This window comes from Nesterenkonia sp. LB17 (assembly GCF_022565915.1).
GTDB lineage: Bacteria > Actinomycetota > Actinomycetes > Actinomycetales > Micrococcaceae > Nesterenkonia.
Genome location: NZ_JAJOYX010000001.1, coordinates 276073 through 292026, shown reverse-complemented (window position 1 = coordinate 292026; position 15954 = coordinate 276073). Strand labels below are relative to the sequence as shown.

General features: G+C 69.4%; 12 protein-coding genes. 2 read left to right on the top strand and 10 right to left on the bottom strand.

The window, feature by feature from the left end:
* Positions 1-20 precede the first annotated feature (20 nt).
* Together LTH96_RS01335 and LTH96_RS01330 are read right to left on the bottom strand one after the other, a co-directional pair.
* On the bottom strand, positions 21-947 hold the full coding sequence (locus LTH96_RS01335; protein ID WP_241463819.1) for an undecaprenyl-diphosphate phosphatase: 927 nt from the start codon (positions 945-947) through the stop codon (positions 21-23).
* Entirely contained in the window at positions 944-1804 is an 861-nt protein-coding gene (locus tag LTH96_RS01330) for an NAD-dependent protein deacylase (protein WP_241463817.1), read from the bottom strand. Before LTH96_RS01330 ends, LTH96_RS01335 begins: the two co-directional genes overlap by 4 nt.
* 49 nt (positions 1805-1853) lie before the next feature.
* On the opposite strand from LTH96_RS01330, the gene LTH96_RS01325 reads away from it, so the two are divergent.
* On the top strand, positions 1854-2486 hold the full coding sequence (locus LTH96_RS01325) for a DUF4870 domain-containing protein (protein ID WP_241463816.1): 633 nt from the start codon (positions 1854-1856) through the stop codon (positions 2484-2486).
* A 50-nt stretch (positions 2487-2536) separates the two neighbouring features.
* Here LTH96_RS01325 and LTH96_RS01320 read toward each other — a convergent pair whose 3' ends face one another.
* From LTH96_RS01320 to dnaG, 5 genes are all read right to left on the bottom strand, one after another.
* Entirely contained in the window at positions 2537-3367 is an 831-nt protein-coding gene (locus LTH96_RS01320) for an ABC transporter permease (protein ID WP_241463815.1), read from the bottom strand.
* Complete coding sequence (locus LTH96_RS01315) at positions 3364-4353, bottom strand: ATP-binding cassette domain-containing protein (protein ID WP_241463814.1); 990 nt, start codon at positions 4351-4353, stop codon at positions 3364-3366. The genes LTH96_RS01320 and LTH96_RS01315 overlap by 4 nt, the downstream gene beginning before the upstream one ends.
* 121 nt (positions 4354-4474) lie before the next feature.
* A complete protein-coding gene (locus tag LTH96_RS01310) occupies positions 4475-6679 on the bottom strand; it encodes a prolyl oligopeptidase family protein (protein WP_241463813.1) in 2205 nt (734 codons plus the stop codon).
* Between the two features lie 44 nt (positions 6680-6723).
* Positions 6724-9429, bottom strand: a complete 2706-nt coding sequence (locus LTH96_RS01305; RefSeq protein ID WP_241463812.1) for a phosphoenolpyruvate carboxylase — start codon at positions 9427-9429, stop codon at positions 6724-6726.
* A 208-nt stretch (positions 9430-9637) separates the two neighbouring features.
* Complete coding sequence (gene dnaG / locus LTH96_RS01300; RefSeq protein ID WP_241463811.1) at positions 9638-11572, bottom strand: DNA primase; 1935 nt, start codon at positions 11570-11572, stop codon at positions 9638-9640.
* A 133-nt stretch (positions 11573-11705) separates the two neighbouring features.
* Here dnaG and LTH96_RS01295 point away from each other — a divergent pair, with 133 nt between their 5' ends.
* Positions 11706-12203, top strand: coding sequence for an aminoacyl-tRNA deacylase (locus LTH96_RS01295; protein WP_241463809.1), 498 nt, complete (start codon positions 11706-11708; stop codon positions 12201-12203).
* 31 nt (positions 12204-12234) lie between these two features.
* Here LTH96_RS01295 and LTH96_RS01290 read toward each other — a convergent pair whose 3' ends face one another.
* Genes LTH96_RS01290 through LTH96_RS01280 form a run of 3 tightly spaced genes read right to left on the bottom strand, consistent with a single transcriptional unit; the run spans position 12235 to position 15777 of the window.
* Complete coding sequence (locus LTH96_RS01290; protein ID WP_241463807.1) at positions 12235-13557, bottom strand: deoxyguanosinetriphosphate triphosphohydrolase; 1323 nt, start codon at positions 13555-13557, stop codon at positions 12235-12237.
* Positions 13558-13567: 10 nt separating this feature from the next.
* Positions 13568-14800 (bottom strand): tRNA dihydrouridine synthase DusB, encoded by a 1233-nt coding sequence (dusB, locus tag LTH96_RS01285; protein ID WP_241463805.1) that lies wholly within the window; start codon positions 14798-14800, stop codon positions 13568-13570.
* 11 nt (positions 14801-14811) lie between these two features.
* A complete protein-coding gene (locus LTH96_RS01280; RefSeq protein WP_241463804.1) occupies positions 14812-15777 on the bottom strand; it encodes a GNAT family N-acetyltransferase in 966 nt (321 codons plus the stop codon).
* Between the last annotated feature and the right edge of the window lie 177 nt (positions 15778-15954).

Sequence of the window (15954 nt, the reverse complement as noted above, 5' to 3'; positions counted from 1 at the left end):
TCGGAGCCCGGCCTCGAATCTCAGGGCTGCTGCAGGTTCAGCTGGTCCTGATCCAGGGGCAGCTCGTCCACCGGTGGGGCGTCGCTCATGTCGGGCTGGGTGATCAGCACGAACAGCGCCAGTCCCACCACGTAGACCGCGAAGATCTTGAAGTGCCCGCGGTAGAGCAGGCGCAGCACCATCCACAGGGCGCCGGCGCCGACGACGGCGGCCACCGCGAATCCCAGCGCGTAGTCCTGCCAGCCCAGGAACAGTCCACCTTCGAAGCTGCCCGGGTCGAGCAGGCTCAGCGACTGCAGCCCGGTGGCGGCGACGATCGTGGGAATCGCCACGAAGAAGCTGAACTGCGCCGCCAGGCGCCGGTGCATGCCCAGCGCCAGCGCCGCGGCGATGGTCAGCCCCGAGCGGCTCAGCCCTGGGAACAGCGCCGCCGCCTGGGCCAGGCCGATCACGACGGCGACCAGCACCGTCATCTGGGCGGCACCGCGCCAGGTGGTCTTCACCGAGTCCGACCACCACAGCACCGCGCCGGTGATCATCAGCATCACCGCCACCGCCCAGGGGGTGGCGAAGACGTCGGTGCCGTAGGCGCGGATGAGCAGTCCCAGGACCCCGGTGATGGCAGTGGTGAGCAGGCCCAGCAGCGCGAGCCGCAGGTGGATCAGGTGCCGCAGCGTCCGGCGTCGGCGCCAGAGCCCGAGCTCCCGCCAGATGCCTTTGACCAGCCGCTTGAGCGGGCGCCACATCACCACCGTGACGGAGACCATCGTGCCCAGGTGCACCACCAGGTTGTAGAGGATCATCTCCGGGGTCTCCGGGGAGGGCAGCGGCGACCCCTCGGCCGCCAACCATTGCTGCACCAGCACCAGGTGGCTGGAGGAGCTCACCGGAATGAACATGAACAGCCCCTGGATCGCTCCCAGGAGCACCGATTCCCACAGACTCATCGAGCGCGGCGCTCCACCGTCTCGTCGGTCCCATCCGATCCGTCCATCGCGTGCAGCGCCTCGCCGGTGACCGCCTGGACGAGGACCGGCAGAAGCGTCCCCGCCGGGCCGCGCAGCCGGTGGTGCATGGCGTCGCTGAGCTCGGTGGGCTCGGGATTGATCTCGATCAGCGGGGTCCCGCGCTCCATGCCGAGCAGCGGCAGCGAGGCCGCCGGCTGGACCAGCCCGGAGGTGCCCACGACCAGGATCAGGTCCGCGGCGCGCATCGCGTCCGCAGCGGCGTCGAACGCCTCCATCGGCAGCGGCTCGCCGAACCAGACCACTCCGGGCCGGATCAGCCCCTCCTCGCAGACCTCGCACAGCGGCGGATCCACTGGCTCTGCGGGCGCGGCGGCGCCGTCGTACTGGGGGGCCGCAAGTTCGGCGGGCGCATCGCATTCAGCGCAGCGGTGGGCCGTGATGCTTCCATGCAGATGCGCGAGGACCTCGGCGCCGGCACGTTCATGCAGGTCATCGACGTTCTGGGTCGCGATGCTCAGTCTGCCTCCGGCTCCGCCGAGCTGCCGCTGCCACTGCGCCAGGGCCTGATGTCCGGGGTTCGGCGAGACCTGTCGGATCAGCGCGGCGCGCCACCGGTACCAGGTGTGCACCAGGGCAGGGTCGCTCTCGAAGGCTTCCGGGGTGGCCAGGTCCTGGGCGGAGAAGCGTTCCCACAGGCCGGTCTGGACCTCGCGGAAGGTCGGCACGCCGGACTCGGCTGAGATCCCCGCGCCGCTGAAGACGGCCACGTGACGGGCGGCGCGTGCGAGGGTGAGGACGTCATCGGGAATGGGCGGAGCATCGGACTGATCACACATGTCCTCCACCGTATCGATCACAGCCGGTGAAGACTACGCTGTTCATCACGTGAGCGTTCTCGGTGAACCCCATGGCCCGGCACGCCCCGCCGACTTCGGAGGAATGATGAGTCAGCCCACCCACCCCTCAGGTGCAGATGGTGAATGGCAGCAGGGCCCCGACGGACAATGGCGCAAGGCGCCGCCGGAGCAGGACGCAGCCGGAGGTCCGGTGCCGCCGGCCCAGGCGCCTCCCGGCCAGGCTCCACCGGCCCAGACCTCCCCGGGCCAGGTTCCTCCCGGCCAGGCGCCTCCTGGCAGCGGATCGGGTGCCGCGGGCGGTCCTGCAGCTCGACCCGCTGCTCAGCCCGGGGTGCCGGTGGGTGCGGGCGAGGAGCAGGGCTGGGGCGTGGCGATGCACCTGGGCGGGGTCTTTCTCTCCTGGCTGGTGCCCCTGGTGCTGTGGCTGGTGTTCCGCGAGCGCAGCCGGATGCTCGATGATCACGGCAAGGAGGCGCTGAACTTCCAGATCACCTTGTTCATCGCCTATATCGTCGGCGCGGCCACGACGATCATCCTGATCGGCTTCCTGATCCTGTTCCTGGCCTGGGTGCTCTCCGTGGTGTTCAGCATCTTGGCCGCGATCGCCGCCTACAATCGTCGGCCCTACCGCTACCCGCTGACGATCCGCTTCATCAAGTGAGCCTGCTCCAGGTGAGCTGACCCAGCCGGTCCCGCAGAAGCTCAGCCGGATCAGCTCTTGCGGTTGTAGAAGTACATCGAGAGCGGGCCGAAGACCCCGATCAGCACCGCGCAGTAGACCAGCACCAGGGTGACGCTGGAGAACTGTCCGACGCCGGCCATGAGCTCACGGATCGCGGTCACCACGACCGAGACCGGGTTGACCTCCACCGCACCCTGCAGCCAGCTCGGCATCGTGGCGGGGTCCACGAAGATGTTCGAGGCGAAGGTCAGCGGCATCATGATGAACATCGAGATGCCCATCGCGGCCTGTTCGGTGCGCACCAGCAGCGAGATCACCGTCCAGACCCAGGAGAGGCTGAAGCTGAAGACCAGCAGCAGCACGAAGGCCATCAGCACCCCGACCATGCCGCCCTCGGGCCGGAAGCCCATCAGGAAGCCCACGCCCAGGATGATGGTGCCGGCGAGGACATAGCGGACCTGGTCTCCCAGCAGCGCGCCCACCAGCTGAGCCGGACGCCAGGTGGGCAGCGAGCGGAACCGGTCGAAGACACCTTTGGAGATGTCGCGGTTCAGCGTCAGGCCGGTGTACATGGTGATCATGATCATCGTCTGCACGAAGATCCCGGGGATCAGCCACTGCACGTAGCCGTCCACCGATCCGGCGATCGCTCCGCCGAAGATGTAGGTGAACATCACGGTCATCATGATCGGGAAGACGGTGACGTCGAATAGCTGCTCGGGGATGTGTTTGATCTTCAGCAGCGCCCGCCACCCGTAGGTCAGCGAGGCGCTGACCGCGCCCGCCGGGGCTGGTCGTTGATCTGCCGGGACCAGGACGCTCCTGATCCGCTGGTTCTGGTCCTGCGCCGTGGTGGTCACGCCGCCTCCTCCTGTGCGTCTGCGGTCGCGCCGTCAGTCGCCTCGGGTGCTGTCTTGTGGCCGGTCAGGGCGAGGAACACCTCGTCCAGGCTGGGCTGGCCCAGCGCGAAGGTCTCCACCGCGAGCGCGGAGTCCTGCAGCGCGATGAGCGCGGCGGCCGCGCGGGACTCGTCTTCGAGTCGGACGGTGAGCGCCGCCGGGTCTGATTCGCGCAGGACCTCGGCCCGCAGGGTGCGGCCGAGGATCGCGGCGGCCTCTTCACGGCGGGCCGGGTCGGCCACCCGGACCTTCAGCGCGCCGGTGCCGACCTGGGCCTTGAGCTGCCCGGGGGTTCCTTCGGCGATCACCTTGCCGGTGTCGATGACCGCGATCCGATCAGCGAGCTGATCGGCCTCCTCCAGGTGCTGGGTGGTGAGCAGGATCGTGGTGCCGCCCGCCACCAGGGTTCGGATGATGTCCCAGACCTGGTTGCGGCTGCGCGGATCGATCCCGGTGGTGGGTTCGTCCAGGAACATCAGCTGCGGGGTCACGATGAGCGAGCCTGCGATGTCGAGGCGGCGGCGCATGCCTCCGGAGTACTTCTTGACCTGCCGGGCGGCCGCCTCGGTGAGGCCGAAGGCATCGAGCAGCGTCATTCCGCGGACCTTGGCCTGGCGGGCGTTGTAGCCGAGCAGCCGGCCCAACAGCATCAGGTTCTCGATCCCGGTGAGATCCTCATCGAGGGAGGCGAACTGGCCGGTGAGCGCGATCTTCTCACGGATCGCCTTGGGCTCGGTGAAGACGTCGTGGCCCAGCACCCGGGCCTCCCCCGCGTCGGGGCGCAACAACGTGGCCAGCATCCGGATCGCCGTCGTCTTCCCGGCCCCGTTGGGGCCGAGCACGCCGTAGATGCCGCCCTGGGCGATGTCCAAGTCGATGCCGTCCACCGCGGCGGTGGAGCCGAACCGTTTGACCAGCCCGCGCGTTTCAATGGCTGGCACACTCATGCGCAGCGATCCCCCTGGAAATGGTGCTGAGAAGCTCGATGTGATCAGCTCGCCGCTGCACGCGGCGAAGCCCGATTTCACGGCTCCAGTCTAGTCCGCCGCCGGCGCAGGGGAACCCCTCTCAGCCCAGCTGCTGCCAGAGCCAGCGGTAGATCAGCGCATTCATCATCGCCTGCTGCGCGGGGTTCGCCGCGCCGCCGTGGCCGCCCTCGGTGTTCTCCCAATAGGTGACATCGGCGCCGAGCTCCTCCAGGGCCGCAGTCATCTTCCGGGCGTGCCCGGGGTGCACCCGGTCATCACGGGTGGAGGTGGTCAGCAGCACCGGCGGGTAGTCCACGCCCTCGCTGACCAGGTGGTAGGGCGAGAAGCTCTGCATGAACTCCCAGTCGGCGGTCTCCGGGTCGCCGTATTCCGCGCGCCAGGAGGCTCCGGCGAGCAGCTGGGCGAACCGGCGCATGTCCAGCAGCGGCACCTGGATGACCACCGCACCGAAGAGCTCGGGATACTTCGCGAGCATGTTGCCGGTGAGCAGTCCGCCGTTGGAGCCGCCGCGGCAGGCGAGCTTCTGAACCGTGGTCACCCCGGTGCGCACCAGGTCCCGCGCGACCGCGGCGAAGTCCTCGTAGGCGCGATGCCGGTTCTCCTTCAGCGCGGCGTGGTGCCAGCCGGGACCGTATTCACCGCCGCCGCGGATATTGGCCACCGCGAAGACTCCGCCGGCCTCCAGCCAGGCCTTGCCGGCCAGCCCGAGGTAGCTCGGGGTCTGTGAGATCTGGAACCCGCCGTAGCCGTAGAGGATCGTCGGGTGCGGCTCCGGTCCGGCGATCTGGGCGGCGCCAGGAACCGTCTCGGGGTCGGCGGCCTCCACCGCCTGGACGGCGTCGGCCCGGCCGATCAGGAAGTACGGGATGCGGGTGCCGTCGGCGCTGGTGGCGAAGCTCTGCACCGAGGCGAGACCGTCGGAGTCGAAGCGTTCGGGCGCCTGTTTGATCAGCTCCAGCGACGCCGGCGCGCCGGTGCGCAGACCCTCCAGGGTGCCGCGGTAGAGGCTGGTGGGGGTGACCCAGTCGTTGCTGGTGACCCAGACCTCCTCGGACTCCTCCTCGTCCACCGCTGCCACGCCGAGGGACCCGTGGAGCTCGCCGAAGACGGCGCTGGCCCGCCATCGGCCGGCCTCGCGCCAATGCGCCTCGACCCGGTGGATCACGTCTTCCATGATCGTCACCAGGATGGTCTCACGGGTGACCGTCACGTCCAGCAGCGCGGCCGACTCGGTGGGTTCGAAGAGCACCCGCAGCTCGGGCTCCCCGGCGATGAACTGCTCGGCTTCGCCGACGATCAGGCTGCCGCCGCGGTAGGCCACGCCGTGGTGGGTGAAGTCGGTGCGCGGGCGCAGCACGATCAGGTCCCGGTGAAAGCCCACGGAGACGTCGGTGGGCACCTCGATCAGCGTCATCGCGTCCTGCGCGGAGGGATCGATCAGGTATGTCTCACGGTCGTAGAAGCCCAGCAGCCTCACCCCGAAGTGCCGCTCGAATCCGGGGGTGCTGTCGAAGCCTGCGACGGCGGTCATATGGTCCGTCTCGACGCTGAGCACCGCCTGAGCGTCGGCGAGCTTGGTGCCGCGATGCCAGCGGCGGGCCACCCGCGGGTAGCCGGAGCTGGTGACCGCATCGGCGCCGTCGTCGTGGGTGAGATAGACGGTGTCGGCGTCGATCCAGCTCAGCCCGCCCTTCCCCTGCGGACGGTGGAACCCGCCCTCGGACTCCGGGATGAAGCTCCGGGTCACCAGGTCGAATTCGCGGGTCACGTCGGCGTCGGAGCCGCCCGGAGACAGCGAGATCAGGGTGTGCCGCCACGGGTTCGTGGCAGGCTGGCCGGCGGTGTCGGCTGGCGGGCTCTGCCCACCGGCGCCGCGCGGGCGCAGCACCTCGGCGCCGTGCCAGACCCAGGTGACGCCCTCCTCGGCGCTGAGCGCGTCCAGATCCAGCAGGACCTCCCAGTCGGGGGTCGCGCTGCGGTAGGAGTCCTCAGTGGTGCGCCGCCACAGGCCCTGCGGGTGCTCGGCGTCGGTCCAGAAGTTATAGAGGTGCTCTCCGCGCTTGGTCACCCCGGGGATCCGGTCCGAGGCGTCGAGGATCTCGCGCAGCTCGGTGCGCAGCGGATCGAACGCCTCGTCCTGGATGCGCTCCTCGGCCCGGGCGTTGCGCTGATGCACCCACGCAAGCGCCCGCTCCCCGGTGACCTCCTCGAGCCAGAGATGCGGATCGGCCTGCGCCGGATCGAGGTCGGGACTGATCAGGGGTTTCACCGAGGGCACTGTCATCCCCCAATCCTAGCCACCTGCGTCGTGCCGCGGCTCTGCCGAGATCAGCCGGTGTTCTGCAGGCCGGCGGCCACGCCCTTGAGCGTGATCAGCAGCAGGTTGCGCGGATCATCGATCTGATCATCGGCCAGCTTGCCCGAGCGCAGCACCCGCAGGGCGCGCAGCTGGATCAGCGAGAGCGCATCCACATAGGGGTTACGCAGCTGCACCGCCCGGCCGAGGACCTGGTGCTTCTCCAGCAGCCGCCGCTGGTCGGTGATCGCGAGCACCCATTTGGAGGTCAGGTCGAACTCCTCGAGCACCACCGCGGTGAGGTCCTCGCGGTCCCCCAGCGCCAGGTACCGCTCGGCGATGCGCCGGTCGGTCTTGGCCAGGGACATCTCGATGTTGTCGATCAGCGCGCGGAACAGCGGCCATTCGGCGTAGGCCTGGCGCAGCTGCGCAAGGTCCTGCACCGATTCCAGCGCGCTGCCCAGCCCGTACCAGCCGGTGAGGTTGATCCGGGCCTGGCCCCAGGCGAAGTTCCACGGGATCGCGCGCAGGTCTTCGAGGGATTCCACCGAGAGTCCGCGCTTGGCCGGGCGGGAGCCGATGGCGAGCAGCCCGACCTCGTCCTGCGGGGTCACCTCGGCGAACCAGGGCGCGAAGCCCTCGGCGTTGACCAGGCCGTGGAAGCGTTCCCGGGAGACGGCGTCCATCTTCTCGGCGAGTCCGGCGTAGCGCCGGGCGGCCTCGGCGTTGCGGCGTTCGGTCGAGGGTGCCGAGGCCATCAGCGTGGCGGCGGCGACCTGCTCGATGTGGCGCAGCGCGATCTCCGGGTTGCCGTAGCGGGCGGAGATGACCTCCCCCTGTTCGGTGACCTTGAAGCGCAGATCCACCGAGTGCGGGGGCTGCGCGAGGATCGCCCGGTTCGCAGGTCCGCCGCCGCGGCCCAGCGCGCCGCCGCGACCGTGGAACTGGGTCAGCGTGATCTCGTGCTTGATCCCCCAGGCGGAGATCTTCTCCTGCGCCTCATAGAGCGCGAGGGTGGCGGAGACCGGGCCGACGTCCTTGGCGGAGTCGGAGTAGCCCAGCATGACCTCCATGCGCCGGCCGGTCTGCTCCAGCCGGGCCTGCACGGCCGGGTTGGTCAGCATCTCCTCGAGGATCTGCGGGGCGTTGCGCAGGTCCTCATAGGTCTCGAAGAGCGGGATGACGTCGAGCACCGGGGCGTTCTCGGGTCCGCCGAGCGCCTTCTCGGCGAGGGTGTAGACATCGGCGAGGTTCTGCGCGGACTGGGTGAAGGAGACGATGTAGCGCCGAGCGGCGTCGACTCCGTAGCGCTGCTGCACCGAGGCGATCGCGCGGAAGGTCTCCAGCACCTCCTCGCCCGGCACGGCCATCTTCTCCACCGAGTCGGGGTCCTCGAGCCAGGCCAGGGTCTGGGCGTGCACCTTGGAGTGCTGGCGGACCTCGAGCTCGGCGAGGTGGAAGCCGAAGGTCTGGACCTGCCAGATCAGCTCCTGCAGGTCACCGTAGGCGGCCCGGTTCGCGCCGGCCTCCACGAGGGAGTCCTGCACCACCCGCAGGTCCGCGATCAGCTCTGCGGGCACGGCGTAGGCCAGATCGGCGTTGCGCTCCCGGGTGGCCTGGATCCGTCCGGTGATGGCGAGCAGCACCTGGCGGTGCGGCTCTCCCGGGGAATGCTGGGAGGCCTGCTCGGCGAGCTCCTCGGAGAGCTGGCGCTGCCGGTTCCACAGCGCATCGAGCTTGCGGCTCGGCGGGGTGTAGCGGTCATCGAGGGTCAGCGACATCCCGGTGCGGCGGGACCGATCTTCCAAGTCGGCCAGGACCCGGTCGGCGGCCTGGGCCACGGCCTTGCGGGTGATCGTGGCGGTGACGTTGGGGTTGCCGTCCCGGTCTCCGGCGATCCACGAGCCCAGCCGGATGAAGGCCGGCGCCTTGGGCGCCTGCGCGCCGGAGTCCTCGCCCTGGAGCCAGTCGTCCATCCGGCGGTAGGCCTGGATGAACACCGAGGAGAAGGAGGAGTCGAAGATCCCCAGCGCGGTGCGCACCTCGTCCAGCGGTGAGGGGCTGGAGACGCGCAGCTGCGCGGTGCGCCACATGTTGTCGATCTCTTCGAGGAGCTCGCGCCGGTTCTTGGCCAGCTCTGTGAAGCCGATCCGCGGATCATCGCGCACGTCGAGCAGCGCTCCGATGCGGCGCACCGAGGCGGTGATCGCGTTGCGGCGGGCCTCGGTGGGGTGGGCGGTGAGCACCGGGTGGAAGCGCAGCTCCTTGAGCCGGCGCTCAGCCTCGCGCTCGCCGACCTCTTCGGCGAGGTGGGTGAACGCGGCGGCCACCGAATCTGAGGGCTGCTGCTGGGCGAGCGGCAGCTCGCCGTCACGGGTGCGCAGGGTCCGCACGCGGTGCTGCTCCTCGGCGAGGTTCGCCAGCAGGAAGTAGGAGGTGAACGCGCGGGCGACCTCTTTGGCCCTTTCGGCGGAGAAGGAGGAGACCAGCTCCTCGGCGCGCTCCAGGATCTCGCCGCTGGAGTCCTCCAGTGCCGCGATGGTCAGTTCGCGCAGCGCCTCGACGTCGGCGAGCAGACCCTCGGAGCCGTATTCCTGGAGGACCTGGCCGAGCAGGCCGCCGAGCAGGCTGACGTCGCGGCGCATCGCCTCGGGCACCTCATGGGTGGCTTCGACGCGGGTGACGCTGCCGGTGGCCGGCGAGCTCGCCTGCGCAGGGACGGGTGTTTCCTGGGGCATGTGAATCTCCTTCTCGGATGCTTCACGTGACCCCATCGTCACGCTGATGAACTTGTCCTGCTGCTGCACTTCATCGAACTCTGAACTTCAGGGAGTGCCGGGGTGCCCGATGTGGCGGCGCTCACTGCGTCTGGGGCAACACGTTATCAAGACTGGTGGCGGCTTCGAAGTCCGGTGCGGCTGGACAACGGTTCACAGAACGTCAGGCTCAGCCCCATTCGGCCTCCCGCAGCGAACGACGACGACGCTCCAGCTCCATCAGCTCACGGTTCAGCGCCTGGTGCTCCTCTGGGTTGTGGGAGGCGTCCATGCGCTGGAGCCGGCCCAGCAGATTGGCCTTCTGGTGGGTGATCTTGAGCTCCACCAGCCGGTTGAGGATGGACTGGCAGTACTTCTCCAGATGCTCGTCGCTGTTGGTGGGCAGCGAGGTGACGGCCAGCTCGGAGACGAAGGACTTGATCGGCTCCGGCACCTCGTCGCGCACCGCCTGGACCCAGTTGCGCGGATCCGAGGCGGAGGCCGCGGCGATTCGCACGCCGTCGTGGATGGCCTGGTGCACCGGTGCGGTGAAGCGCACCGTGAAGATCTCCTCCCACTGCTCCGCGGTCAGATGGGTGGGGTGCTGCAGGATCACCTCCAGCGCCTGACGCTCCATGAGCACCGCCGGGTCGCGGGTGTCCGGGCGCGGATAGCCCGGCGCGCTGCGACGCAGCTGCTCCCCGTCCGGTTCGCCCTGACGCTGATCCCCCTGCCGCTGACTGCCTGTGCCCTGGTTGTTCGCGGCGGCCTTCTCGGCCTCCTGATGGGGTGAGGGCTGGTGCTTCTGCGCGTAGGCCACCGCCCGGGCGACGTCGTCCATCTCGGCTCCCAGCCAGCCGGCCAGTTCGCGGGTGTAGGCCGGGCGCAGCGCCGGGTCCTTGATCGCGCCGACGATCGGGGCGGTGGCGCGCAGCGCGCCGACCCTGCCCTCGATGGTGTTCAGGTCGAATTCACGCAGCTTCGCCCGGATCGCGAACTCGAAGAGCGGGGTCTTGGAGCTGATCAGCTCGCGCACCGCCTCATCGCCGCGGTGCTGACGAATGTCACAGGGGTCCATGCCTTCGGGGCCCACGGCGATGAAGGTCTTGGCGAGGAACATGTGGTCCTCCTTGAACGCCTTCAGCGCGGCCTGCTGGCCGGCCGCATCACCGTCGAAGGTGAAGATCACCTCGCCGACGCCGCCCTCGTCGGAGATCAGCCGGCGCGCGATCCTGATGTGGCCCTCGCCGAAGGCGGTGCCGCAGGTCGCGACCGCGGTCTCCACCCCTGCCACGTGACAGGCCATGACGTCGGTGTAGCCCTCCACGACCACCAGCTGGCGCTGCTTGGCGACGTGACGCTTGGCGTGTTCGATCCCGTAGAGCACCTGCGACTTCTTATAGATCGCGGTCTCGGGCGAGTTCAGATATTTCGGGCCCTTGTCGTCCTCGTAGAGGTGGCGGCCGCCGAAGCCCACAGTGTTGCCGGTCATATTGCGGATCGGCCACATCAGCCGGCCGCGGAAGCGGTCGTAGATCCCGCGTCCGCCGGAGGAGAACATCCCGGTCTCGGTGAGCTCCTCGTCGGAGAAGCCCTTGGAGCGCAGGTGTTTGAGCAGGTTGTCCCAGCCTTTGGGGGCGTAGCCCACGGAGAACTGGGCGGCGTGTTCGCGGGTGAAGCCGCGCCCGGTGAGCATCTCGCGGGCGGTCTGCGCCTCGGGGCTCTGCAGCGCGGCCTGGAAGAACTCGTCCGCGATCTTGTGCGCGTCCAGCAGCCGCTGCCGGCGCCCGACCTCGGCCTTGTCCGGGCCCTTGCCGCCGTCCTCGTAGCGCAGCTCGATGCCCATTCGTCCGGCGAGCTTCTCCACGGTCTCCTGGAAGCTGGTGTGCTCCATGCCCATCAGGAACGCGATCACGTCACCGGATTCTCCGCAGCCGAAACAGTGGAAGGTGCCGACCTGCGGGCGGATGTGGAAGCTCGGTGAGCGCTCGTCGTGGAAGGGGCAGAGGCCCTTCCAGGAGCCGATGCCGGCACCCCTGAGCGTCACGTACTGCTCGACCACCTCGCGAAGGTCTGCGCGCTCACGGACGGCGTCGATGTCTTCGCGTTTGATCAGTCCGGCCATGGCTCTAATCTACTCGGCACGGCCAAATGCCGAGCGGGTGTTCCCGGCCCTGTGGAGGGTGCCGGGGACTGATGCTCGGGAGTGCGCAGGTGGTGGCGCGGCGGAGCGGACCAAGTCTGGCTAGGCTGGGATCATGACTGAGCTTTCCGGACGTGAGCGTGTGCAGGCCGACGCCGATTCCCGCGCGGTGACCCTTGAATTCGTCCAGCGCGGACCCTCCTCCTCGCTGGAGGAGGCCGCCGAGAACCTCGGGGTCGCGCCGCGGGAGATCGTGAAGACCCTCGTCGCCAAGGCCAAGCTCACCCAGTCAGCCACCGAGCACAGCTACGTGGTGGCGCTGATCCCCGGGGACAAGCAGGTGGACTGGGCGAAGCTGCGCAGGCTGGCCGGGATGAAGAAGATGTCGATGACCGCGCCGGACGAGGCCGTGGCGGCCACCGGGTATCACCCCGGCACCATCACCCCCTTCGGCGCCCGCACCCCCGAGGGACAGGTGTGGCCGGTCTACGCGGATGAATCGATCTCCGGGCGGATCGCCATGGGAGCCGGGGAACCAGATCTCAACCTCTTCGTGGAGGCCGCCGAGCTGTTCGAGGCATTCGACGTCGTCGTCGGCGACATCGGGAAGTAACACCCCACCTCCCGCGTCGAGGGGCGGAGGATCAGGCGAAGAGGCGGTTGAAGACCGGGCGGCCGTGGACCAGGGTGGCGTACCACTCGAGCGCCGCACCGTCGGTGAGTGAGGCGATCTGGTCGATGATCGCGCGCTGCCGGGCAGCCTCATCGGCGGCGTCGTGGAAGTCGGCTTGGAAGGGCGGCTCGAGGAACTGGTCCCCGGTCTCGGTCAGCAGCCCGTGCAGGCCCTCGATGACCTCGCGCTGGCGGGCGTAGACCGGCTTCTGCTCGCGTGAGGCCATGATGTAGGTCGCGGCGATGCCCTTCATCAGCGAGACCTCCTCCAGCGTCTCCACCGGCACCACCAGGTCGGCCTCGTGGCGGACCAGCGGACGGTCCCCGTAGACCTCGCGGGTGGCGGTGAAGATGGCGTGGCAGAACCTGCCGATCAGCTCGCTGGTCATGTTCTTCAGCGCGGCCAGCGCCTGGCGGGAGCCGTCGGACTCCCCCACCCAGGCACCGGCGGAGGAGAGCCGCTCGAGCGCGGCCTCGATCCGCGCCGGGTCGGTCTCGGGCAGGTACCACTCGTGGGTGGTCTGGACCACGCGGCGGCGCTGCAGCGGGTCGGCGAGGAACTTCAGCTGGAACCGGCCGTTGACCACACCGTCCTCGATGTCATGCACCGAGTAGGCGATGTCGTCCGCGGCGTCCATCACCTGGGCCTCCATGGACTGGCGTCGGCCCTCGACGCCCTGTCGGATCCAGTCGAAGACCTCGACGTCGTCCTCATAGGCGCCGAACTTCTGGCTGCGGCTGCCGTCGGGCAGGGTCGGGGCCTCATGGGCGCGCCAGGGGTATTTCACCGCGGCGTCGAGGGAGGCGCGGGTGAGATTGAGCCCGGCCGAGCGGCCGTCGGGGTGGAAGCGCTTCGTCTCCAGCCGGGTCAGCAGCCGCAGCGTCTGCGCGTTGCCCTCGAACCCGCCGTGGGGTGCGGCGAGGTCGTTGAGCACGTTCTCCCCGTTGTGCCCGAAGGGCGGGTGGCCCAGGTCGTGGGAGAGGCAGGCGGCGTCGACGACGTCGGGGTCACAGCCCAGCAGCCGGCCGAGGTCCCGGCCCACCTGGGCGACCTCCAGCGAGTGGGTCAGCCGGGTGCGGGAGAAGTCGTCGACGTCGGGCGAGACGACCTGGGTCTTCGCGCCGAGCCGGCGCAGCGCCGAGGAGTGCAGCAGCCTGGCCCGGTCGCGCTCGAAGCTGGAGCGGTAGACGGACTTGCCGTGTTCGGGCACCCAGCGCGCCTCGTCGGCCTCGGTGTATCCCGGTCGCAGGGCGGCGTATCCGCCCTCCACCCGCTCCACGTTCTGCGCAGTCATGGGGTCAACCCTAACCGCCGGAGATGTCGACCTCTGCGGCCTGGATCATCTCGCGCTGCGCCTCGTCGAGCTCCTGGGACTCCAGCCAGTCCTGCGGCAGGTGCACCTTCTTGGGCGAGCCGGCGCGGCCGCGCGGGCCCTCGGCGTCGGCGCCGGGGTAGCTCAGGGTCTGATCCAGCTGCCCGAGCAGGTCCTCGAGCTGGGCCATGGATTCCACCGCGACCAGCTGGGTGCGCAGGTGCGAGCCCACCGCGTAGCCCTTGAAGTACCAGGCCACATGCTTGCGGATGTCCTGCATGGCCTTGCGCTCGTCGCCGTCGAAATACGGGATCAGCATCTGCGCGTGGCGAAGCAGGGTGGCGGAGACCATGGGCAGGTCTGGGCGGTGCCGCTCCGTCCGGCCCTCGAAGGCGGCCTGGAGGTCACCGAAGAGCCAGGGCCGGCCCTGACAGCCGCGGCCGACGACGACGCCGTCCACCCCGGTCTGCTCCACCATCGCCACGGCATCCTCTGCGGACCAGATGTCACCGTTGCCGAGCACCGGGATGTCGGGCAGGGATTCGCGCAGCGCGGCGATCGCGGACCAGTCGGCCTGCCCGGAGTAGTGCTGCCGGGCGGTGCGTCCGTGCAGGGCGACCGCGGCCACCCCGGAGTCGCGGGCGATCTTGCCGGCCTCGATGTAGGTGAGGTGGTCCTCGTCGATGCCCTTGCGCATCTTCACGGTCACCGGGATGTTCGCCTTCGACGCCTCTCGCACGGCGGTGGCGACGATGGACTCGAAGAGCCGGATCTTCCAGGGCAGCGCGGATCCGCCGCCCTTGCGGGTGACCTTGGGGACCGGGCAGCCGAAGTTCATGTCGATGTGATCGGCGCGGCCTTCTTCGACCAGCATCCGCACCGCGTGGCCGGTGGTGACCGGGTCCACCGAGTACAGCTGCACCGAGCGCGGGACCTCGTCGGGCTCGTGCTTGATGATCCGCAGCGATTCGGGCCGGCGCTCCACCAGGGCGCGGGCGGTGACCATCTCGTTGACGAAGAGCCCGCCGCCGTAGTCGCGGCAGAGCCGACGGAAGGCGGTGTTGGTGATCCCAGCCATCGGGGCCAGCACCACCGGGGTCTTCACCGTGATGGGTCCCAGGGTCAGCGGCGGCAGCAGCGCGGTGCCCTGCCCGCCGGCCCTCGGCGCGCCGTTCTCGAGCGCGCCGGTGTCCAGCGCCGCGGTGTCGGTGGCCTCAGCGGTCATGGGCTGCCTGCTCAGGCTGCGTCTTTGGCGTAGATGAGCGCCTCGAAGTCGTACTCGGCCTCGCCGGCGGCGATGAGCTCATCGGTGACGGTCTTCAGCGGCACCATCGCATCGTCGACCTCGACCTTGACCGGGAAGTGCGCGGAGAGCAGCGCGAGCATGGCGCGGCAGGCGGTCTCGGCGTCGGAGTCTTCCAACCCGGTGTTCCAGCCCAGCAGCACATCGGCGGGCTCATCGGTGCGCTCGGAGGTGTAGCTGATCGCGAAGGCCAGGATGCCGTTGTTCCCGCCGGCGCTGGTGTCGCGCAGCACCACCGCACCCGAGGCGCCGGTCTCCGGTCCGAGCAGCATCTGCTGGGCCTTGCCGACGGTCATCTCGGCGCGATCCCAGGCGTGCACGGTGTTGTAGAAGTCCGCGACCAGCTGGGTCAGCTCCACCGATCCGGTGGCGAGGTCTTCGAGGTCCAGTCCCGCGCTGTCCAGGTCCGGCAGCGAGATGGCGCCCGGCTGGACGACCACCTGCCTGGAGGCCTGGATCTTGGTGAAGCCGTTGTCCTTGAGGAAGCACTGGGCGGCGGAGCGCTTGGCCACGCGGGCCTTCAGCGACTGGACCGCGCAGTTGGGGACCTCGGCCTCGAGGATCTGCAACATCTGCGCGGCGACGCCGCGGCGGCGGTGCTCCGGGGCGACCTCGGCGTAGAAGGAGAGCCGGTCCGGGTGCAGCGAGGAGCGGAAGATCGTCGCGGCGGCCACGGGCAGGCCCGCGGCCTCGGCCACGATGCAGCGGGACCAGGGCTCGTTCGAGGAGGGCCGCAGCAGGCTGCGGTCCTGGTGGTGCATCGAGTTCTCCGGGTCGCCCCAGACCTGGAGCAGCTTCAGGTCATCGCCGTCGGCCCAGGGGCGCACGGTGAGACCGGAGTCCAGGGTCAGCCGGGCCGGGTTCATCGGGCGAGCCGCGGCGTCGTGCTCAATACTCATCACATTTCCTTAGACGAGACGGTAAGTGTCGTTCAGACCAAACAAGCCATGGTAGTCCCGCACCCGCGCCCGGACAAAGCTCACCCCTCACCCGCCCGCCATACCGGCTGTTCAGCGCCCGGACGTTCAGCCCAGGGCTGAGCGCGGCATGGTCCCAGCCACCGGACCACGCCGCAG